Origin of the sequence: Mucilaginibacter sp. SG538B (assembly GCF_013376065.1) — a bacterium.
In the GTDB taxonomy this organism is placed as follows: domain Bacteria; phylum Bacteroidota; class Bacteroidia; order Sphingobacteriales; family Sphingobacteriaceae; genus Mucilaginibacter; species Mucilaginibacter rubeus.
Genome location: NZ_JABMJI010000002.1, coordinates 887,964 through 911,173, shown reverse-complemented (window position 1 = coordinate 911,173; position 23,210 = coordinate 887,964). Strand labels below are relative to the sequence as shown.

Here is a 23,210-nt window from a genome sequence, read left to right as displayed (position 1 = left end):
CACCATCAATTTCGCAATCGATTGCGAAGCTGGTCATAATAAAGTTATCGTTGTGATTTAACAAACTATAAAATGAAAAACCTGATTAGGGGCCCGGACGGGAAGCATATTAAACTCAAACCTGGGCGAATTGTTCCATGGCACAAAAACTTCAATTTTTTTAAACCTGAATTATGAAAAAATCATTACAAACTATTCAAAAGAAACCTTTCTTGCTGCTGCTGGCGGTTTTGCTTTCCAGCCTTACAGCATTTGGGCAAGGCAGGAAAATAAACGGTACCGTAGTCGATGAGAAGGGTCTGCCTTTACCGGGCGCTACCGTAAGGGCAAAAACAGCTAAAGCAACATCTGTTACCGATGTTGCCGGCAATTTCACCATAACTGTCCCTCCAACCGAGAAGGCGCTTATTGTGACTTTTATTGGTTATGCCGACCAGGAAATCCAGATTAACGGGCAAACACATTTATCCATTCGTCTTAGCCAAAGCAGTAACAGCCTTAACGATGTGATCGTTATCGGCTATGGTAGCCAAAGGCGGGAAGCTGTAACGGGTTCAGTCGCGTCGATCAGCGGCGAACGGATCCGTGATATTCCCGCGCCTAATATCAGCCAGGCCATACAAGGCAGATTACCCGGCGTAGAGGTTTCTCAAACTTCTACAAAACCAGGTGCAACGATGCAGATCCTGATCAGGGGCCAACGGTCGCTTACTGCAAGCAATGACCCCTTGATCGTACTTGACGGTATCCCTTTTACCGGCTCTCTTGGAGATATTAACCCTAACGACGTTAAAAGTATCGATATTCTTAAGGATGCTTCCGCCACAGCTATTTACGGCTCGAGGGGAGCAAACGGCGTTGTACTTATTACCACGAATAGGGGCCAGGTGGGAGGAGCCGCTAAAATTACCTATAACGCCTATTATGGGGAGCAAAAACTTTTCGCCAGGTACCCGATGATGACCGGTCCCGAATTTTTAAAACTACGTAAAGCGGCAGGCCTGTACACCAACGCTGTAGACGAAGCTGACGACGTAAATACCGACTGGCAGAAGCTTTTTTACAGAAGCGGTATGGTTTTCAGTAATGACGTAGGTGTTTCCGGAGGCAGCCAAACGGGTACATATAATTTCGGCGGCGGCTATTATAAAAATCAGGGCCTTATTCCTACGCAGCAATATACCCGCTACTCCATGAGAGGATCAGTGGACCAGAATGTAGGCAAATACGTTAAAGTTGGCTTTACCACTAACAATAACTATAACCTTACCGAAGGCAGCCAGGTTGGCGTTGGCAGTGTTTTGGGACTTTCGCCCCTTGCCAATCCCTATAATGCGGACGGAAGCCTGAAAAGAACGGTTAAAACGCCACTGTCTGAAAGTTTCGTGTTGACCAAAGGCATCATCAATAACCTCCACGATCAATGGCTCAACGAAACAAGAAATTACGCCACATACAACTCCGTTTATGGCGAAGTAAAAATTCCGTGGGTAGAAGGCCTGAAATACAGGGTAAACCTTGGTCTCGATTATGTGCAAAGCAACAACGGCAATTATACCGGAGTTGGGATTGGCAGTGCCACGCCGACAACGCCGTCAACAGCGGGCGTAAGCAACTCAGCCCAATATCACTGGGCGGTTGAAAATTTGCTGACCTACGACCATACTTTCGCTCAAAAGCATAACATAAATGTCGTGGCCCTGTATTCTACCGAGCAAACCAGGTATAATTCTTCCAGCATGTCGGCCAAAGATATTCCAGCTGATGCTTTCCAGTTTTATAACCTGGGTGCAGCAACCGGCGAGATCACAATCGGCAACGGCAACTACAGCCAGAGCGGCCTGATGTCCTACATGGGTCGTGTGATGTATTCATACGATGACCGCTTCCTGCTGTCTGCCACCGTGCGTTCGGATGCCTCTTCCCGTTTAGCTCCAGGTCATAAATGGCACACTTATCCCGCGGTTTCAGCGGGCTGGAATATCATGAACGAGTCTTTCATGAAAGGCATTTCGGTTATAGATAATCTGAAACTGCGCGCGGGCTTTGGGCAAACCTCAAACCAGGCAGTAAACGCTTATCAGACATTAGGTACTTTGGGTACGCGTCAGTATAATTTCGGCGACACAAACTATGCGACGGGTTATTATGTAACCCAGCTTCCAAGTCCAACTTTAGGTTGGGAATATTCAAAGACATGGAACTATGGAATAGACTTTTCTTTGTTTAAACATCGCTTATCAGGTACTGTTGAATATTATGTTACAAACACAAACGACATCTTACTGGGCGTAGGACTGCCGCCTACCGCAGGGGTTGGAAGCTATACAGCAAACGTTGGGCGGACTCAGAACAAAGGGCTTGAGTTAAGTTTGAATGGTACGCTCATCAATAAAAACGGGTTTACCTGGGATTTGGGTATTAATATCTATGGAAACAGGAATAAACTTGTGGCGCTTGCTTCAGGTCAGACGCGTGATGAAGGCAACGCCTGGTTCGTAGGCCATAATATAAACGCCATATACGATTACAAGAAAATAGGATTGTGGCAGTCTGGCGACCCTTACCTGAGCACCCTCGAACCGGGCGGAAATGTGGGCATGATCAAAGTGTTGTATACCGGAACTTATGACGCCAACGGTCAGCCAACAAGGGCTATCGGGGCCGCCGATCGTCAGATCATCGATGTTGATCCTAAATTCGAAGGCGGCTTTAATACGCGTGTGGCATATAAAGGCTTTGATTTCAGTGTTGTAGGTGCCTTTAAGAAAGGGGGCACGCTCATCAGTAGCCTGTACGGCTCAGGTGGCTATCTGAACCTGATGACAGGCCGCAGTAATAATGTTCAGGAAGATTACTGGACGCCGGATAACACAGGAGCAAAATATCCGAAACCAGGCGGTATCCTGAGTGGCGATAATCCGAAATATGGCAGTACGCTCGGTTACTTTGATGCATCCTATCTCAAAATCCGGACAATGACGCTTGGCTATGATTTCAGCAAGCTGCTCTCAAAGCACGCGAATATGCGCCTGCGCACTTACTTCACCGTGCAAAATCCATTTGTATTTTTCTCGCCTTATCACAAAGAGTCAGGGATGGATCCTGAACCAAACTCTTATGGTAATGAAAACGCGGCGGTGCCCCTGTCTAACAGTCTAAGACGATTCTTGACAGTCGGCAGCAACGCCCCTTCGACCACGAATTATGTACTTGGATTGAATTTGACATTTTAACATTATCAACATGAAAACTTTAAAGATAAAAAGCGTCATAAAATCCACGCTTTTGCTAACGGTCTTATCTACGGGATGTAAAAAAGTGCTTGATGAGCAACCGCGTTCCTCCTTCACCCCGGAATATTTTAAAACGGTACAGGGTGTTAATGGGGGATTAACGGCCATGTACGCGCACCTGCGTAATATTTACGGGCAGGCTTATTACTATAATTCGGGTGTTACCGGTACCGATGAAGCTACATGGGGCCAGAGCGCCGACGGAAACTTCAAAGATCTGGATTGCTCAGGCGTTGGTATCATATCTTCAACCAGTTATCCTACCAGTATCATATGGGGCGAGTCTTTTACCGACATCAATACTGCCAGCGGCGTAATCGAAAACGCCAGTGCCGTGGGGATTTCCAGCGCTCTGATTGCTGAGGCCCGCTTCTTCAGGGCATTTGATTATTTTTTGCTGGTGCAATCCTACGGCGGCGTACCGCTTGATCTGGGTTCGGGAGCGTTGAAATTTAATATCACGCCTTCAAGGACGTCGGTGCGTAATACCGTACCCGAAGTTTATACAAAGGCGATTTTCCCGGATCTGCTGCAGGCGATCAATGATCTGCCGGAAACCGGCCGGGTAACCGGCGGACTGACCAAAACGGCAGCTCGTCTTTTCCTGTCTAAGGCCTATTTAACTTATGCATGGTGGTTGCAAAATCCCAATAGTATCCCGACCTATCCCGCAAGTAACCGGACAGATCCCAATGGACACGATGCTGCGTGGTATTTTCAAAACGCCTACGATATCGCCACCACCGCAATTGATAATCCGGGCTCGTTCAAATTACAGCCAACATTTTACGATGTGAATGTTGGCACAAACGACCGTAACAGCGAAATGGTGCTCTATGCAGACCATACTCAAAGCAGTGAAAAATATAACGGTTCGAGTTTGACCTACGGAAGCGGCGGCGCTCCGGATAACTTTGCCGGCTGGATGATGACCTGGAACTATCCCAACATAATCAGTGGCGGGGTGAACTCCGTTCTGCGTGAGGCAGATCAACATTTAGGTCGGCCCTGGGTTCGCATGGCCCCTACTGTTGAAGTACTGAAAAACACTTTCGCTGATAAAGTAAACGATTCACGATATGACGGAACTTTCACAACCGTATATCGCGGAAACTGGCAAAAGGGCGGAAACACGGCCCAGACCTTAGCTAACGCCAACGGCTTGCCCGTTGCACAGGGGGGCGCGATACTCTCGTTCCTGGATAATGACGATCCGAACGTGGTGTATGCCAAAGGAAACGGGAATGTTGGTGCCGGGCTGCTGCCAGGTAGATCAGATTGGGTGGTCAACCCTGGCGATATAAGCCGGATAATTTATCCGGGACTCTGGAAACTGGGGCCTTATCGTACAGATAACGGCACAGGTTTGGGACAGCCAAATGCCGGTAGTACGCGTCCTTATCCAATAGCAAAATTCTCGGAGCTATACCTGATCGCAGCGGAGGCGGCAGTTAAAGGCGCCACTGTTAAACCAGGAAAATCAGCACGTGAACTCGTTAACGTGCTGCGGGCACGCGCAGGAAAGTGGCGTTTCAATAATAATGGTAATGTAGTAAAGATTGAAGACGATAGCCAGGCTATGATGGCGGCTACTCCCGCAATCATCGACATGAACTATGTATTAGCGGAGCGTTCCCGGGAATTTTATGCAGAAGGCGGCCGCTGGTTCGATCTGGTACGGACGCAAAAGTGGGGGGAACTTGCTGCTTCCTTTACAATTGCAGGAACCACCTTTGGAGACCATACGCCGGTTAAAGTTACACGTTCCATCGACTCGCATCTCTATCTTCGCCCTATTCCGCAGGGGCAGATAGATGCATTGGTTATGAGCGCTGCTGATAAGGCTGCCTACCAGAATCCGGGCTACTAAGCTGGAGAAATAATGATTTTTTAACGAGGCTGTTCAATTGTGAACAGCCTCTTAATTTCTTCCGGTCGGTAATGCTTAGCGCACAGCATTTGCATAAATTATACAACGACCTTTCTCGTGTTTGAGGGGCAATTTATACGGCTTGAGGCAGCTTTCCGGTTTAACATTTGCGCAATTGTATTGCGCAGGCCTATTCGGCGAACCCTGTTTCTTTAAAACGGAGCTTGTTCGAAAATCAATCGGGATAATTAATCCGGGGATAAAATATTGTTCATAAGGCTAATAGTCAATATATTGTAAGAAAAAAGCAGCCATACTCAAAAAAGTGACTTACACTATGGCCAATAAACTGACTTGCAAACCGGCACGGGCTTGTATACCACCGCCATAACTAAACTGATAAAATTGAAAAAGACATTTTTAGCAATAATTGCAGGCCTTTTTTGTGCCGTTGCCTGGGGCCAAAACAGTCAATCCGCTGTTCGGGGTCTGCGTTATAGGCTATGGTACACTAGGCCCGCCAACAACTGGAATGAGGCCCTGCCGATAGGGAATGGTTTTATAGGAGGAATGATCTTTGGCGGCGTACAGCAGGAACGCATCCAGCTCAACGAATCTACCATCTGGGGAGGCGCCCCCAACAACAACATTGATTCGGCCGCTAAGCCTCATATTGAAGAAGTACGCGTGCTTTTGGCGCAAAAAAAATACCTGGAGGCGCAGGCGGCTGCCAATAAATATCTCGGCCCGAAGGGCAACAGCGGCATGCCCTATCAACTCGCCGGCAATTTGTATATCAATTTTCCCGGCCAGACAGATGTTAGCAATTATTACCGCGACCTGGATATTGAACATGCCACAGCTACAGTACGGTACAGCTCGGGAGGTGTTCAGTATAAGCGGGAATACTTTACGTCGTTCAAAGAACATGTGTTACTGGTACGGCTGAGTGCTGATAAACCGGGAATGATCAATTGCAAGGTAAGGCTCCAGAGCCCGCTTGTACAAGAGCTTACCGCAGCTAACCAGGAAATCGTTCTTTCAGGTAAAAGCAGTGATCACGAAAATCAAAAAGGCCAGGTTAGGTTTAACATGATCGCCCGTGCAAAAAATCATGGGGGTACTATACAAACGGATACCTCCGGGATGACCATCGCTCATGCGGACACGGCGACTATTTATCTCTCCATCGGCACTAATTTCATCAACTATCACGACCTGTCAGGAAACGCGCCTGGGCGGGCCCGCAACGATGTGCAGGCTGCCTGCACCAAATCGTTTAATACCCTGCGCCAATCTAATATCAGGTTTTATCAATCGTACTTTAACCGAATAAAACTGGACCTGGGCATGACAAACGCGATTAAGCTGCCCACAGATGTGCGGATACAAAACTTTGCAGGTAACAACGACGCCCAACTGGCCGAACTGTATTTTCAATTCGGGCGTTACCTGCTGATCTGTTCGTCACAACCGGGATCTCAACCGGCCAACCTCCAGGGCATATGGAACGGAGAACTGAAAGGCCCGTGGGATAGTAAGTATACCGTCAATATCAATACTGAAATGAACTATTGGCCGGCGGAGGCCACCCAGCTGTCTGAGCTGGGCACGCCTTTATTTAACCTCATCAAAGATGTTTCCGTAACCGGTAAGGCGACAGCCAGGCAGATGTATGGGGCCCGGGGCTGGATGCTTCATCATAATACAGACATCTGGCGGATTACCGGTATAGTCGACGGCGCATTCTGGGGCTTATGGCCAACCGCAAATGCCTGGCTGTGCCAGCATCTGTGGGAACATTATCTTTTCACAGGAGATAAAAAATTTCTGAAGCAATATTACCCGGTAATGAGAGGTGCCGCTGCCTATTTCGTTGATGTGCTGCAAAAAGAACCGGATCATGGCTGGCTCGTCGTAAGCCCGTCCGTTTCGCCCGAGCACGAATACATAACCGGGAGCCATGAGGTGTCGGTTGCTGCCGGGACCACGATGGATAACCAATTGGTATATGGCTTATTTACAGATGTTATATATGCTGCAGCAGACCTGAATACGGACAAAACATTTGCCGATTCGCTGAAAGCGCTGCGCGAAAAATTGCCGCCAATGCAGGTTGGCCGGTACGGGCAATTGCAGGAGTGGCTGGACGACCTTGACCGGCCAACTGACAATCACCGCCACGTATCGCACCTTTACGGACTTTTCCCGGGGAACCAGATTTCTCCTTTTATACATCCGGAATTATTCGCCGCGGCCAAAAATTCATTGGTATACCGCGGTGACGTATCTACCGGCTGGTCAATGGCCTGGAAGATTAATTTGTGGGCCCGGTTATTAGACGGCAATCACGCTTACAAGCTAATCAAAGACCAGATAAAACCAGTCATGACCGGATCCGGAGGCACATATCCCAATTTATTTGACGCACATCCCCCCTTTCAGATTGACGGCAATTTTGGCTGTACTTCGGGGATCACCGAAATGTTGATGCAAAGCCATGATGCTGCAATCTATCTGCTGCCTGCTATGCCCGACGACTGGGATAAAGGCAGCGTAAACGGGCTGATGGCCCGTGGCGGATTCAAGATAGACCTGGCATGGTCAGGCCGTCACCTAACAAAACTCGTTATACATTCGGCCCTTGGCGGGAATTGCCGGCTGCGTGTTAACGAACTACTGAACAACCGGATGTTAAAAAAAGCGACCGGGGTTAACAGCAATGGGTTCTATCGCATCACCGACATCGCGCAACCCATTATCAAAAAAAACGATAAAGATCTAAACGTAAAACTCCCGAAAAGTTATTTATATGATCTTCCAACCCTGGCAGGTAAAACATACCGCATTATTTGAGTAATTAATAAGATGAGTTGTAGTAGCCATTCCGCTATAAGCATATAACAGGGAATTGGCCGGCGATATGATGAAAAAAATGCTGGACAATCCGGGCTATCCAGCCCCGTCAAATTAAACATCGAAGTATAAATGCCCTGCCTGCTGCCTTTGGAAAACAATATTAACAAAGATGAAACAAACCCAATTTAAACTTATCTGCACACTCATGGCGGCGGTTTTCACCGTAAATCAGGCCGCCGCCCAAACAAAACAAAAACAAACCTTTTTATCTCCTCCCCTCATCAGATCGATTTATACCGCAGATCCCTCCGCACATGTTTTCAATGGTAAAATTTATATTTACCCTTCTCATGACATTGACACAGCCGTAACCGACAACGGCAGCGGCGATCACTTTGCGATGAGGGATTATCATATCCTTTCGCTCGATCATATCAACGGGCCGGTAACCGATCACGGGGTAGCCCTCGATATAAAAAATATCCCCTGGGCAGGAAGGCAGCTATGGGCGCCGGATTGTGCTTACAAAAATGGCGTGTATTACCTTTACTTTCCGGTGAAGGATAAACAAGATGTTTTCCATATTGGTGTCGCTACTTCCAAAAATCCCGCCGGGCCTTTTAAAGCGGAACCACAGCCGATTGAAGGCAGTTTTAGTATCGATCCGGCGGTATATACAGATTCGGATGGCCAAAGTTATATGTATTTTGGCGGTATCTGGGGAGGTCAGTTACAGCAATGGGCCACGGGTAAATACCAGTCCAACGGTTCCAAAACCGACCTTCTGAACGATGATGCCCCGGCGCTCAGCTGTAAAGTGGTCAGGCTAAGTTCGGATATGAAGCAATTTGAGGGGCCGGTGAAGGATGTTATTATCCTGGACGAGAGCGGGCGCCCGCTGCTGGGAAAAGACCATGACAGGCGTTTTTTTGAAGGGCCCTGGATGCATAAATTTAAAGACAAATACTATTTCACCTACTCTACAGGCGACACGCATTACCTGGCATACGCTACAAGTGATAAGCCATTCGGCCCCTTCCGCTATAAAGGAATATTTTTGAAACCGGTGCAGGGCTGGACCACGCACCATTCTATTGTGGAGTTTAAAGGAAAATGGTACCTGTTTTACCACGACACGGAAATCTCCGGCAAAACACACCTGAGAAATGTTAAGGTAACGCCGCTTTACCATCGTTCAGATGGCAGTATTGCCCTGATTGACCCGTTTAAATCAAAATAAATTTAGAATTAGCCATATGATGAAGCGTAAAGGAGGATCAATTTGCTTAACATTTCGGAATGGATGCAAAAATTAAAGAAAGGCGACACTGCTTTTTTCAAACCACCCAAAGGCAAATTACTGGCAGACAACAGTGCCAAAAATTTCGAGCTCATTAATGATATTACTTCATTGTCGCATTTATACGAAATCAACTGCAATCTTGCAGTCAGCAAATCCATTTCGGCTTTATTTATGCCGGACAGGATGGCAATTTTTTCCCGGACATAGAGGGCAATTTTGTATTCACTAATCATATAATTATAACTGTAGTGACAAATACCATCGTCAGTAAAATCATTACCCATCTACCCAAAAATCTAAATGATGCCATTGCCTGTATCTTCGGGCATTACGAATCTGCATCGCTTTGTATAACCATTTAAAGCACGATAAAACGATGCCATTTCAAAATTTACAGACAAACCATCCTGGAAAACGGATAGGCAAAAAGCCGATAACGGTTAATAAAATTTCTAAATTTACAAAATGCATGAAAAGTTATTTGCACTCCTATCCCAAACAATCACGCCGGAAGATAAGGCCTTATGCAAAGACTTTTTTGAGTATGTACTTTTCCCTAAAAACCACATCTGTGAAAAAGAGGGAAGCATTCCGAAGTATCTTTATTTCGTGGTATCTGGCTATGTAAGGCTGTTTTATTACAACGAGAACGGAGATGAGGTAACCACACATATCAATTGTCCGCCAGGATTTATTACTTCCTACTTCCACTTTGTCAACCAAACAAAATCCAACGAAAATCTGGAATGTGTAACGGAATGTGAATTATTGAGAATTACGAAAACGAATCTGGATCAACTAACACAGCAAAGCACAGTCTTCAGGGATTTCAGCATCTCGGTTTTCCAGCAATCACTTGCCTATAACGAAAACCGCTCAACAGAACTGGCAACACTAAGTGCCGAAGAACGCTATCGCAAATTAATGAAAAACTATCCGCAGATCTTACAAAACGTACCGCTGCAACACATCGCATCTTTTTTAGGAATGAACCCTAAAAGCCTAAGCAGAATACGAAAGGAAATCATTAAGTAACATTTGTGAAGTGCCTTTAAAAAGCCAATCTTGAATTTTGTACCATCATTTAAACATCAAAAACTATGGCACAGAAAAATTTGGCATTGGTTACAGGTGCAAACGGACATCTGGGCAATAACCTTGTGAGATTGCTTATCGAAAAAGGCATTCCTGTCCGGGCTTCGGTTCGCAACATTAAAAACCAGGAATCTTTTGCAGGACTCAATTGCGAAGTGGTTCAGGCCGACATCACCGACAAACAATCCCTGGCTAACGCCTTGCAGGATGTGGATGTTTTTTATGCCGTAGGTGCATCGTTCAAACTTTGGGCAAATAACCCGAAAAAAGAAATTTATGACGTCAATCTTTCCGGGGCGAAAAACATGATTGAAGCCGCCGCAGAAGCCGGTGTAAAACGGATTGTATATGTAAGTTCCATAGCGGCGTTAGATTATTCCAGACTTCCTACAAAGGAGAGCTATGGCTACAATTCCGACCGCAGGGATATGTATTACAACTCGAAAAATGACGGTGAAAAACTGGCGTTCGAGTTGGCTAAGAAACGTAACATTGAGCTGGTTGCCGTACTGCCTTCCGCAATGATTGGCAGTGAAGCATTTGCACCATTGAACGTTTCCTATAACATCATCCACCTGATTTTGAAAAAACAAATTCCTGTTGAAACCAACATTACGCTCAATTGGATTGATGTAAAAGACGTTGCCGAAGGTTGTTATCTGGCTGCAACAAAAGGCAGGGATGGTGAGCGGTACATTCTGGCAAACGAAAAATGTATGTCGATAAAAGAAACCACCAAAATCGCCCAGGAACTCTTCCCTGAGCTGAATATAAAACTGCCAGCCGCCGTTCCAAAACCCATACTTTTGACCATTGCCTGGCTGATGGAAACCGGAAGCAGAGTCACGGGAAAAGCACCATTGCTCACTACCAAAGACATTAAAATGTTTTCAGGACTTCAACAAAATTTTGATATTTCAAAGTCCAGAACAGAATTGGGATTTATTCCAAGAAACCCGGTGCAGGTAGTGAAAGAAGCAATGGAATATTTGATTAAAAATCGGAACAAAATATATTAGTTGAGATAGTTGGATATATAACATAAATGATTTTTAACCTCTTGTTTTCCGGATCTGAAATAATTACGGTTACGCTCTGATAGTCCAAGTAGAAAATCCTCATTAGAGATGCTTTAATCGCATTTGTATTTGAGGATTTTCAGTTGGCTTTAAAAATAACGTAGCATCGCTGAAAAACTTATACCTTCCGGTGCTCTCATCTTCTTTGGCTTCCTTTCCTGTTAAGCCTGGCGGTTTGAAATTCTGTTTACTCCTTTGTTTGCAATTGCTTGGATTGCTGTACCATTTTTTTCTGCGGTTTTCATTTTTAAATGATAAAAAGGTAAGGATAGCAATCGGGAAGCAAGGAGAGCGCCTGCCTTTATAACCAGTTAGTTTCGGGCAGGGGCAGCTTATTTAAACAATAATGATCTTATCGCCAAAGCATTCTTAGATCCTTTTATCTTGACATATAGATCATGCTGACCGGCAATGGCGGGTATCTTTGCAGATATGGCCGACCATTTATTCAATGAGCCCGTACTTTTAACCGGTATAACCGCGATTCTCCTGCCGTCTTTGTTTAGGTCATCGATCCATATTTCAACGCTGCCGTTACTAAGCGCCGCCGCGGTCAAAGAAATACTGGTTGCTTTGTTTGCCCCTCTCCCCATATCCACTCCGCCCAGCATCACCCAACCTCCGGCATCATTATTTAAGATAGCGCCATCAACCTGAGATAACGTAACGCCCCAATAATTATTGGCGCCTGCTAAGGGCTGTTCCGAATAACCGTCTTTATAAACGAAAAGATCGAAATCCGCTTCCCCGCCTTCAGCAAAAAGGCCCAGGCTGGTACCTACCCACGAATTAAAATTAGGCTGGGCTTTGTCCAGTTCACTTGCATTGATGACCGTACCGATTTGATGCCATTGCAGACCATCAGAACTGTAGTAACCGGTTAGCTCATGCGCTTTTCGCTCCAGTTTCAGCCATACGCTTTCCCCAATTTTGTTTTCTGCGCTGAACGACTGGCCGCCCATCGCGAAATTGAATGTTTTTCTGCCTCCTTCAAACCCAGTACAAAGACGCACGTTTACCGATTCATTGCCGGAAGCAAGGTAAATCCCCGCCTCTTGCCCCGATGCCAGTGCATTCAGCCTTACCCGCGTAACGAGCGAATAATAATGTCCCGCCTCTTTTTGCAGAATGTGGGTCCTGCCAATTTTCGGCTTAAGCCTAAGCCAGCCTTTATTGTCAGTGACTGAATACTGTTGCGCAGCGTTCTTGTTGAAAAAATGCCAATACAACGACAAATTTGAACTTGAAAATTCATCCGACCTCGGTAAGCGCCAGGCTAGGCCGTTATTTGTAAGATTTGGACGTGCAAGGGGCATATCTGAGGGATAAGGAACGAACGGACGGCCGTCGGCTGTCCACTGAACCTGCAAAATCAGGTCCTGCCTTCCCTGGCCGCTCCAGTCATCCCCTTTGGGCGCATCATAACTTTGCGCGATACACCACCAGGTACCGTCACTTAACCGAAATGGGGACGACATATGATTGACTGATCTGAACCTGTTATCCGGATCTTTTGAAAACGCGAATATTTTTCCAAGGTTCTCCCATTTCGCTGAATCCGCAGTAAGTGATCTTGAACGAAGTACATATTGCCCGCCTGTAACATCACCTGCCATGAAGTAATAATACCAGCCCTCCCTCTTACACATCACAGGGCCCTCAGCCCAGCTGTATTTCTTGTCATGATTGATCCAGTCCAGGTTAATCAATTTGCCTGTCAGGTGGCCGGAACGATCGATCTGCTGTATGCGGTTAGCTGTCTGACTGGCTTTAATGATCATGTAAGGCGTGCCGTCGTCATCTACGAAAATAGAATTATCGTAGCCGATAGGGCCTGTATCCGGGGTTGTTTTAACTTTTTCAGGCGCAGACCATGGCCCCGACGGTTTCGTGGCGCTTGACATGTATTGCCCGCCTCCTGCGCTGTTTGAAAAATAAATACGATAAACGCCATAAAAATAGGTTATTGCGCCTTGCCAAATGCCGGCACCCGGCGCCCCGGACTTTAACTCATCCCAATCCGCGGGCACAACCCTTGAAATGAGCTCCCAATGCAACAGGTCTTTGGAATGGAGAATCGGTAAGTTAGGGACGAAATGAAAACTGGAGCCGCACATGTAAAAGTCATCGCCAACCTTTAAGAGTGTCGGATCCGGATGGTCCCCGGCGAGCACCGGATTGACATAAGTTCTAACCAGGGTTGCTGCATCCTGGGGGTAAGGGGCCGGCTTAATATCTTCTACCTTATTGAACTGGGCCATAGCGCCATGATACCAGAAGAAAGAACAAACAACTATTAAACTACAACGGGAAATAATGGATTTGAAAGTCATCAGTATACAAATGAATATAAGACCTAAAAATATGATTACAGCGTTCGCCCGGATGTCCTGTATGTAACTAATCGTAAAACGAATGTGCAAAATCGCCGTATTGATAAAGCTCATTGCAGATATCGAATAGCTGATTATCCATATTGTCATTAGACTTTAGGTGACATGATCAAAGGTGCCGAATTATCAAAACAAGACTATTGTTCCATTTTTAAGTCATTGCGGCAATAGTAATGAGTATAAAAAAAGGTAAAAAATGTCTTTCCTGTATGTGCCTTTTTTATAAAAAACTGTTAAGAGTTGTACTGTGTGCTTTCCTGCTGATATAGTGAGTATCTTCCGGGCTGAACGTGTGCAAGGCGTCCGATTTGTCACTTATAATGACTATAACAAATGATAAACATTAGGCACAATTGGCGTATTACCGGGCCTTTTGTAATATCCGCAGGGCCGGTTGGTTTAAATTTTCGACGAATTAAAAAAATATTCAATTTTAATTATTTAAGACACGTTTATGAAAACAGTTGTCAGGTATCTTATTAATGCTTCAGCGCTGTTGTTTTGCTTTCAAACTTCAACAGCACAACAGTTTGTCCATCCGGGGCTGCTTCAAAGCCGCGAAGACCTGGCCAGAATAAAAAACGGCGTTGCCATGCGCATTGAGCCCATTTTTACGGGCTATAATGAATTAAAAGAGAATCGCCAGTCGCAGTTCGATTATAAAATGCAGGGGCCAATGGAGATGGTTGGCCGAAATCCTACCGTGGGCCAGGGTGTTTATGATGCTGACGCCAATGCGGCCTATCAGAACGCCATCATGTGGACCATAACAGCCGATCAACGTTATGCGGAAAAAGCAAAACAAATTGTTGATGCCTGGGCATCGACATTAAAATCCATAACAGGCCGTGACGCCGTATTAATGGCCGGTCTTGGGCCGTTCAAAATGGTTAATGCCGCGGAAATTTTGCGCTATACTAATTCAAACTGGACACCTGTCAAAATTAAGCAAGCTGAGAAGCACTTTAAAGAAGTGATTTATCCGGTTATTAAAGATTTTGCACCTTTTGCCAACGGCAACTGGGATTCAGCTGCCCTAAAAACAATGATGGCCATAGCAGTATTCTGCAATGACCGGCCAATGTTTGAACGCGCGATTGTTTACTATCAATACGGCGAAGGCAACGGCAGCCTGCCCAATTATATTATTAATGAAGAAGGACAGTGCCAGGAAAGCGGAAGAGACCAGTCGCATACGCAATTAGGTATAGCGCATCTTGCCGATTGCGCCGAGATAGCGTGGCAACAGGGACTAAACCTTTACGGTATACTCAATGATCGCCTGCTCAGGGGCTTCGAGTACACCGCGAAATATAATTTGGGGGAGGATGTTCCTTATTTGCCTGCAATGGACCGGACCGGAAAATATTTGCATACGCAGATAGCTACAGAAGGGCGCGGCAAACTGCGTGCGGTTTATGAAGAGGTATTTAATCACTATGTTCACCGGGCGAATAAAACGGCCACTTTTACGCAGAAAGCTGCTGAAAAAGTACGGCCGGAACCGCAAGGCACGCCAGGTGCAGACCATGTTGGCTTTGGTACTTTATTGTACTCATGCAGCCCGCAAACTATTGACCCCTATGCAAAGGCTAAGCCGTGCACACCGTCGGGATTGACGGCCGTGCCCGAGAATGGGTCCATTCAATTGACGTGGGTACCGGTACGGGGAACCATTTTTTATCAGGTTAAAAGGGCAGTCAACAGGAAAGGAAAGTTTAAGATAATTTCCGCCAGGGTTACTAATGCACAGTTTCAGGATAAAAACGTAGCCCCGGGGCGCAAGTATGTGTATACGGTATCGGCAGTGAATAATAAAGGCAAAAGCACGGATGCCTATCCTGCTGCTGTTACAGCGGGATTGCCTGCCGGATGGTCGGTTACCGATCTCGACCCCAAATCAAAAAAAGGACAAGCACGGTCCTTGGAATCTGGTTTTACTGTTGAAGGTAACGGCTTGGGATTTACCGGAAACGAAGAGCAGGCTACCTACATCCATCACAAATTAGTGCCTTATCAAACGCTCGCCATTCATTACCAGCCGCAGTTGACTTCGCAGTTCACCGGTTTCGGCATTTCGTTCCGGCAGTCTGCAAAGGAAAAGGGGACCGGGGTAAATTTGCTGATCTATCCAGAAGTTTCGCAACAACTTGAGGCTCCAAAATGGGTAGTAACCTGCACGGCACGGCTTCACCCGGGCGATAGTTTAACACAGGTGGGAGCGACGCTCGATATAAAAGAACCCGTGATATCTTTTAACCGTATGACGGGCGGTTGCTGGTTGAAGTTGGTTCAGGAGCAAAACCAGGTAAACGCGTTTTATTCCGCGGATGGTAAAGATTGGCAACTGATCGGGACTGTTGCGCGAAACCTATCGCTGACAGAAGCCGGCATAATTGTTTTTTCAGGGCTTGAAGCGGTATCTACAACGGTCAGGTTTGATCAGGTTAGGTTAGAATAATCTTTTAAAAATATTAGTATAGCCGGAAATGCTGACATCGTCAGGTCGGGTTTATATCACAAAAAGTCTATTTGGAACAACAATATTCTTTTTGATACCCATAAATTCGTATCAACCATTTAGCCTGAGCAAACAAACCGGCGATCATGTCTGCTGGTTGCACCATCAATTTTGGTATACCTGCGGTCGAAAAGCCCGGATTTTTACAGGGCCTGATAAGCTGGGTCAACTGAGGTGCATTATAAACCTTGTTTAAAACCGGTTATAACGTTACAGATTTTTAAACCTGATAAATGAAAACTAAGCTTTCCCTGATTTTTTAATACTATGTTCGGTAAAATTTCTTTTGCGCCCATTATTGCTGGCCTTGTTTCAGCCCTGCTTTGTTTTAATAAAGCCAGTTGCCAGCCTAAACAATTAGCCCCGCTATGGGGCAACTGGACTAACTGGGGCGACCAACCCGACGGTACTTACCGTAACCCTGTCTTACCTGGTGATTACAGCGATGTGGATTGCATCCGGGTGGGTACCGACTATTATGCCGTATCATCTACGTTTCAGTATTCGCCTGGTTTTGTGATCCTGCACTCCAGGGACCTGGTTAATTGGCGCATCCTGGGCCACGCCGTCAACGATATTTCGGTGATTTCGCCGGCTATGAACTACACCAGGATGGACCGTTATGGCCGAGGGATCTGGGCGGGGGCCATACGCTATCATAACAACCGTTTCTGGATCTACTTCGGAGATCCGGACGAGGGTTATTTTATGAGTTCGGCTACACGGCCCGAAGGCCCCTGGGCTCCTTTGAAACATGTATTGAGCGAAAAAGGCTGGGACGACTGCTGCCCGTTTTGGGATGATGACGGCCAGGGCTACCTGATAGGCACCAGGTTTGCCGACAACTATAAAATCCACCTGTTTAAAATGTCGGCCGATGGCTCGGTGATTGACCGGGAAAGCGACAAGGTGATCTACCAGTCGCAGGGCAGCGAGGCAAACAAGCTGTACAAAATTAATGGCTATTATTACCACCTTTTCAGCGAGGTGCGCAACAACGTAAGGGTGCTTATGATGGAGCGGGCCAAGGACATCCGGGGCCCTTATGAAGGCCCAAAGCAATTGAGCGAAGGTCAGCCGCAATTTAACGAACCCAACCAGGGCGGATTAGTGCAGACGACTGACAGTAAGTGGTACTTTTTGACCCATCATGGCTCGGGCGATTGGTCGGGCCGGATATTGAGCCTGTTACCTGTAACCTGGACTAATGGCTGGCCTATCATTGGCCGGCCTAATGCAGCGGGCCTTGGCGAAATGGTGTGGCAGGCCCCCATGCCCGTAACCGGCACCGGCCGGGTTGTTCCGCAAAGCTCGGATGAGTTTAACCGCAGCGTGCCCGGCCCACAGTGGGAATGGAACTACCAGCCCCGCGCCGGCAAATGGTCCCTAACCCAACGGAAAGGCTGGCTCAGGCTGCACGCCTTCAAACCGCTCAAAAACGATTTGCTATATGCCGGCAACACCATAACCCAGCGCTGCTACCGCACCGGTGCCAACGAAGTCACCGTTAAAATTGACTTGAGCGGCATGGCTGTCGGCCAGCGCGCCGGGCTATCGCACTTTGGTGCGCCCCATTATGCGGCGGCCGGTGTAGTGCAAACCAGCAGCGGTAAACAGTTGCAGTTCTTTACTGAAAATGCCGTAACCGACGGCCCCATCATCAAGGGCAATAGCATTTGGTTACGCACTGTGTGGGGCCTGGATGGCAAAAGTAATTTTACGTACAGCACGGATGGCAGGCATTTTAAACCCATTGGCGAAACCTATCAGTTAAGATGGGGATCTTACAGGGGCGACAGGCTGGCCATTTACAGTTTTAACGATCTGCAAGATGCCGGTTTTATTGATGTTGATTACCTGCACTATCAATATTCCCATTAACAACAGCTCTAAAAGGGGTGCAGACTGACTGACCCTATAACATGCATAATCCCTACCAACCCGATGATACGCTTAATATCCGCACTGCAATTATTACTCGTTTACAGTATATTGACCACGGCCCCGGCCGCCGCGCAATCCTGGACGGCCGACAATGGTAACGGCACCTACACCAACCCGTTGTTCTACGACGAATTTTCAGATCCCGACCTGATCCGGGTAAATAACGATTTCTACATCACAGGTACCACCATGCATAGCGTACCGGGCCTGCCGGTGCTGCACTCTACCGATTTGGTGAACTGGCGGCTGGTGAGTTACGCACTTCCGCGTTTTGACGACAGCGATGATTTTAACCTGCGCAACGGTAAAGAAGCTTATGGGCAGGGGATCTGGGCGCCCTGTATCAGGTACCACAACGGTACATTTTATATTTTCTCCAACATAAACCGGCACGGCCTGCAGGTATTTACCGCTAAAAGCGCGGCCGGCCCCTGGAAACAATACGACCTTAAAAAGCCTGTTTATGACCTTTCGGTTCTGTTCGAAAACAACAGGATCTACATCGTTTACGGGCAAAGCGAAATCAGAATGATTGAACTCAAGCCCGACTTTAGCGGCTTTGAACCCAATACCGACAGGCTGCTCATCGCACGAACCGAGGCTATGGGTGAAGGCAACCATTTTTATAAAATCAACGGTAAATATTACATCACCAATGCCGATGGCGGCCGCTTGCAGTGCGCCCGGTCTGCCAATATCTACGGCCCTTACGAAACTACGGTGATAAGCGCCAAAGAGACCATGGGCACTTCGCTGGGCTGGTTTACCAACAACATGGGCCAGGGCACGCCCGCACCTTCCCCCACCGAAAACCTGACCATGGTTAAGCGTAATGACCAGCTGTTAGCCTCCGTGCCCATGCACCAGGGCGGTATTGTAGATATGCCAAATGGCAAGTGGTGGGGCTTTTCGATGATGGACTTCAGGTCGGTGGGCCGCACTACGTTCCTCTCGCCTGTTACCTGGCAGGATGGCTGGCCTTACTTTGGCCTGGCGGGCAACCTGGGCCGCTCGCCCAAAACCTGGTTTAAGCCTAACAACACATCAGCACCGCATGCCCCTTACGTGCGGAGCGACGATTTTAAATCAGGCCAATTGGCTTCCGCCTGGCAATGGAACCATAACCCCATCAACACTCACTGGAAACTTAAAGCCGGCGAACTACAGCTGCACACCCTGCCCGCCAAAGATTTTTTATGGGCACACAACACACTTACCCAACGCTGCGTGGGCCCCGAGAGCGAAGCTACAGTAATCCTGGATGCCTCGCACTTGAAGGAAGGAGATATCGCCGGTTTAGGCCTGATGAACATCCCTTACGCCTGGGTGGCCGTACTGCGTGAGGGTAACGGGTATACGCTGCGTTTTTTTGACCAGTATAAGCATCAAACTATTGATAAGCCGCTACAATCGCCGCAGGTGAGCTTACGGGCTTTTGGCGATTTTGATAACGATATTGCCAGGTTGAGCTACAGCATTAACGGAACGGGGTTTGAAAGCCTTGGCGATACCATTCGCCTGCCTTACCAGTTAAAAACATTCCAGGGTACCCGTTTTGCGCTGTTTGCCTATAATACCCAAAATAAAGAAGGCGGCTATGCCGCATTCAGTAAATTTGAACTGAAGGAGCCCCTGGCTGACCGATCCACAAACCTGCCCATCGGAAAAACAATTACACTAACCAACCTGGCCGACGGCCGCATGGTATGGGCCGATCCCCACGGCATGCTCGTCCCCGGACGGAGTTACCGGACCAACGAAAAAGACACGAGCTGCAATTTCAGGGTGATTGACCGGGGAAATGGCCGCGTTGTGCTGCAGGCCATGAACGGTGCCGGCTTTGTAACCATTACCGGCCAGGGTATGGCGGCCGATGTTCGGCTCAGCCAACAGGAAACTGCCGCCAGCCTGCTGCTGTGGCAGGATATGCTGCGAGGCCAGTGCATGCTGCTCTCATTACATACCAACCGTTTTGTGGGACTGAACCCCCATACCGGCGAATTGTATGGGGCCGACTGGCCCGGAACCCTGCCCGGCAAAAAAGATGGTACCGTTTTCAGCTGGCAGGAAATTGCTCCATAAACCCGCGACAAGTTTACCTATATGATGCAGGCCTATACGGTGCAATTATCGGCTGTTTCATTTGGCCAGCGATGCCTGTCTGTGAAAAAACTTAGCTGTTTTTGAACCGGTGCCCTCCCTTATTTACCTATAAACACAGGAATGTGAACCTTTTGATTTAACACCAATTCGATTTAAAATTTAATTTTTGATTAATATTAATTCTGGAGAGTATAAACAATTTGCTTTATTGTCTTATAATGGAGTTTTGCTCAGATTATAAGCTAAAATATTGCTCACTAAATTTAATTATATCTACAAAATGAAAAGTAAATCAATTCAATTGGCTATTTGTGTCATAGCCTCGCTGTGCGGATGCAGCAAACCGGTATCTGTTCAGAGCGTAACAACCGGCGGTAAAGACAGTGTAGCAGGCAAAAATTTAACGTCATATTCGTTGGGTAGCGTAACAACCATTGTTCACCCGGGAATGCTGCATTCGGCAGCGGATTTTGCCCGGATGACGGCCAAAGTAAATGCCGGGGCGCAACCCTGGCTCGACGGCTGGAACAAGCTCGTCGCTAACGGCCATTCATCTGCTACGTATGTTCCCAGGCCGGTAGATACTATTGTGCGCGGGAAGGCGGCAAGCGGAAAGGGCGAGAATTACATACTGGCTTGCCAGGACGCGGCCGCGGCTTATCAAAATGCATTACGCTGGAAAATTAAGGGCGATACCGCCTGCGGGAATAATGCCGTAGCTATTATGAACGCGTGGGCGGCAAAATGCAAACTGATTGACGGCGATAGTAACAAACAGCTTGCAGCCGGCCTGCAGGGTTACCAATGGGCCAACGCGGCCGAAATTATGCGTAGCTACAGTGGCTGGTCGGCAACCGATTTTACCGCTTTCAAAAACTTTATGCTTAATGTGTATTATCCCGTATCAAGCGATTTCCTGGCGAGGCATAATAATACCTGCGGAACACATTACTGGTTAAATTGGGATATGTCAAACCTTTGTACCGTGCTGGCCATTGGCATTCTTTGTGATGATATCAGTAAAGTTAATTACGCTATCAATTATTACCAGCACAGTGGTGTTGGTACAGCGTATATAGGGCGTGTAACCACCGCTACCTATCCCAACGGAATGGACCAGGCGCAGGAAGCCGGAAGAGACCAGGGGCACGCCACCATGGAAGTTCCGCTCTTTGGCACTTTTTGCCAGATGTTATACAACCAGGGGCAAAACTTTTTCGACTATAATCCCTGGAACCACGTTAACCCACCACTTTTGGGAGTAAGCGAATATATCGCGGCTTACAACATCAATACAACCAACACTGTCCCTTATACAACTTATAATAACTGTGAAAATTCAAACCAAACCGTTATTTCAAGCGGAGGCCGGGGCAATGTTCGCCCGGGTTGGGAACTTGTTTATAACTATTATGTTAAAGTAAAGGGAAAGACAGCCACTTACACTACTCAATTTGCAACTAAAGTACGCCCCGAAGGAGGTGGCGGTGACTACGGAGGTAATAGTGGCGGCTATGATCAATTAGGTTTTGGCACACTGACCTTCTCCCGTTAAACAACAAACAACTAAACAGGCTGCACTGGCTTTGTCAGATACCGACGAAGCCAGTGCTTTCCTATGGTAATAGATCCGCGCAGTTTAAATCATAAACAACAAGCGCTGGCGATGGAAATTGTAGCTACTTTGCGGCCCAAACCTGCAAACTAAATAGCCGCTTCTTGATATTTCGAATTAAATTCTATCTTTGCATCCAATTCCTGATTTGTTAATCTTTAAATATCAAGGAATCATGACAGAGCAAATCTACATATCGCCCCTTTCGCTCATTGCCTGATCAGGCAGGCAAACCCTGTATTTTATTAAATAATTAAACGGTTGCGTCAGTAACCTGTGCATTATTTTGCCTGCCCCCAAATTCACTGGATTTTTTGAGCGCTCTAACAAGGGTATATCCTTACTCAAGGACGAACTGAGATCAAAAATCAAATTCAGGAAAATTAAATGAAAGTGTGATGAACACACATGAATGGCCGCGCTGTATCAAATCGGCACGGCGCAAAAGGCGGCTCGTTAAAACCGGTCGGGATAAACAACTGATACAGCTTCACAAACGGCGCGATGAACTAAGGGAGCAAAGAAGGCTTTTGCCTATGGTTGCGCTTGAACACCCGTATCAACGTGGCTGGAAACGTTTTTTTGTGTTGCGGGATGACCAGAAGCATAACCCGGGGAATGACTTTTATGAAGCCTTGCTAATGAAAATTAACACGGTTGAATATCATCAGGACAAATCCTTCAAACGGAAAAAACGACGCAAACAACGTTATGTGTACCAGGCAAAACCGCAAATACTGCGTGAATTGTCGCAGCATAGCTGGGATATCAACAGGATCAATTTAACCGAACAGGAAAAGACTTGCTTTACCCGTGTTGAAACTTTTGATGTTAAAACCTACCGTACCGAGGTGAAATACGTGTTTGCCGAGCCCTGGCGATATGTGCTAAAGGTAGCGCCGCATATGGTAACACATACTAAAATGATCGATGCGGATATTGAAAGGGAATTAGCGTGGATAGACGAACACATTGATAACAACCACTTGTGGCCGCGCATTAACCTGTTAACCCGTGGCCGGAGCTATCGCTGGAAAGATGAGTTTAACGACCGGCCAAAATACATTAACAAATTTAAAAACATACCAAGGTATGCCTGTAAAGAAGGTTACCTGGAATTAGAAACATAACC

At 46.9% G+C, this 23,210-nt stretch carries 13 protein-coding genes; 11 read left to right on the top strand and 2 right to left on the bottom strand.

Going from position 1 to position 23,210, the window contains the following annotated elements; translation table 11 throughout:
• Window positions 1–173: 173 nt before the first annotated feature.
• The 4 genes from FHW88_RS13370 (at window position 174) to FHW88_RS13355 (ending at window position 9,265) form a co-directional block, all read left to right on the top strand.
• Window positions 174–3,236, top strand: a complete 3,063-nt coding sequence (locus tag FHW88_RS13370; RefSeq protein WP_090532454.1) for a SusC/RagA family TonB-linked outer membrane protein — start codon at window positions 174–176, stop codon at window positions 3,234–3,236.
• Window positions 3,237–3,246: 10 nt separating this feature from the next.
• Complete coding sequence (locus FHW88_RS13365; RefSeq protein WP_090532452.1) at window positions 3,247–5,166, top strand: RagB/SusD family nutrient uptake outer membrane protein; 1,920 nt, start codon at window positions 3,247–3,249, stop codon at window positions 5,164–5,166.
• A gap of 405 nt (window positions 5,167–5,571) precedes the next feature.
• Window positions 5,572–8,022 carry a glycosyl hydrolase family 95 catalytic domain-containing protein gene (locus FHW88_RS13360; protein WP_255485327.1) on the top strand — a complete coding sequence of 817 codons (2,451 nt, stop codon included), beginning with the start codon at window positions 5,572–5,574 and terminating at the stop codon, window positions 8,020–8,022.
• 172 nt (window positions 8,023–8,194) lie between these two features.
• Window positions 8,195–9,265 carry a glycoside hydrolase family 43 protein gene (locus FHW88_RS13355; protein WP_176625995.1) on the top strand — a complete coding sequence of 357 codons (1,071 nt, stop codon included), beginning with the start codon at window positions 8,195–8,197 and terminating at the stop codon, window positions 9,263–9,265.
• A gap of 8 nt (window positions 9,266–9,273) precedes the next feature.
• On the opposite strand, the gene FHW88_RS13350 is transcribed toward FHW88_RS13355, so the two are convergent.
• A complete protein-coding gene (locus FHW88_RS13350; protein WP_176625993.1) occupies window positions 9,274–9,612 on the bottom strand; it encodes a hypothetical protein in 339 nt (112 codons plus the stop codon).
• A gap of 181 nt (window positions 9,613–9,793) precedes the next feature.
• Between FHW88_RS13350 and FHW88_RS13345 the strand changes: the two genes are divergently transcribed.
• Together FHW88_RS13345 and FHW88_RS13340 are read left to right on the top strand one after the other, a co-directional pair.
• Window positions 9,794–10,363, top strand: coding sequence for a Crp/Fnr family transcriptional regulator (locus tag FHW88_RS13345; RefSeq protein WP_176625991.1), 570 nt, complete (start codon window positions 9,794–9,796; stop codon window positions 10,361–10,363).
• Window positions 10,364–10,428: 65 nt separating this feature from the next.
• On the top strand, window positions 10,429–11,442 hold the full coding sequence (locus FHW88_RS13340) for an NAD-dependent epimerase/dehydratase family protein (RefSeq protein WP_176625989.1): 1,014 nt from the start codon (window positions 10,429–10,431) through the stop codon (window positions 11,440–11,442).
• A gap of 392 nt (window positions 11,443–11,834) precedes the next feature.
• Here the strand turns inward: FHW88_RS13340 and FHW88_RS13335 are convergent, their stop codons facing one another.
• Window positions 11,835–13,835: a family 43 glycosylhydrolase gene (locus tag FHW88_RS13335; protein WP_176625987.1), complete on the bottom strand. Its 2,001-nt coding sequence runs from the start codon at window positions 13,833–13,835 to the stop codon at window positions 11,835–11,837.
• A gap of 514 nt (window positions 13,836–14,349) precedes the next feature.
• Here FHW88_RS13335 and FHW88_RS13330 point away from each other — a divergent pair.
• From FHW88_RS13330 to FHW88_RS13310, 5 genes are all read left to right on the top strand, one after another.
• Window positions 14,350–16,356 (top strand): alginate lyase family protein, encoded by a 2,007-nt coding sequence (locus FHW88_RS13330; RefSeq protein WP_176625985.1) that lies wholly within the window; start codon window positions 14,350–14,352, stop codon window positions 16,354–16,356.
• A gap of 327 nt (window positions 16,357–16,683) precedes the next feature.
• Complete coding sequence (locus FHW88_RS13325; protein ID WP_176625983.1) at window positions 16,684–18,297, top strand: glycoside hydrolase 43 family protein; 1,614 nt, start codon at window positions 16,684–16,686, stop codon at window positions 18,295–18,297.
• 63 nt (window positions 18,298–18,360) lie between these two features.
• Window positions 18,361–20,442 carry a glycoside hydrolase 43 family protein gene (locus tag FHW88_RS13320; RefSeq protein ID WP_090532432.1) on the top strand — a complete coding sequence of 694 codons (2,082 nt, stop codon included), beginning with the start codon at window positions 18,361–18,363 and terminating at the stop codon, window positions 20,440–20,442.
• A 301-nt stretch (window positions 20,443–20,743) separates the two neighbouring features.
• Window positions 20,744–22,018 (top strand): alginate lyase family protein, encoded by a 1,275-nt coding sequence (locus FHW88_RS13315; protein ID WP_090532430.1) that lies wholly within the window; start codon window positions 20,744–20,746, stop codon window positions 22,016–22,018.
• 458 nt (window positions 22,019–22,476) lie between these two features.
• Window positions 22,477–23,208 carry a hypothetical protein gene (locus FHW88_RS13310; protein WP_090532428.1) on the top strand — a complete coding sequence of 244 codons (732 nt, stop codon included), beginning with the start codon at window positions 22,477–22,479 and terminating at the stop codon, window positions 23,206–23,208.
• The last annotated feature ends 2 nt before the right edge of the window (window positions 23,209–23,210 follow it).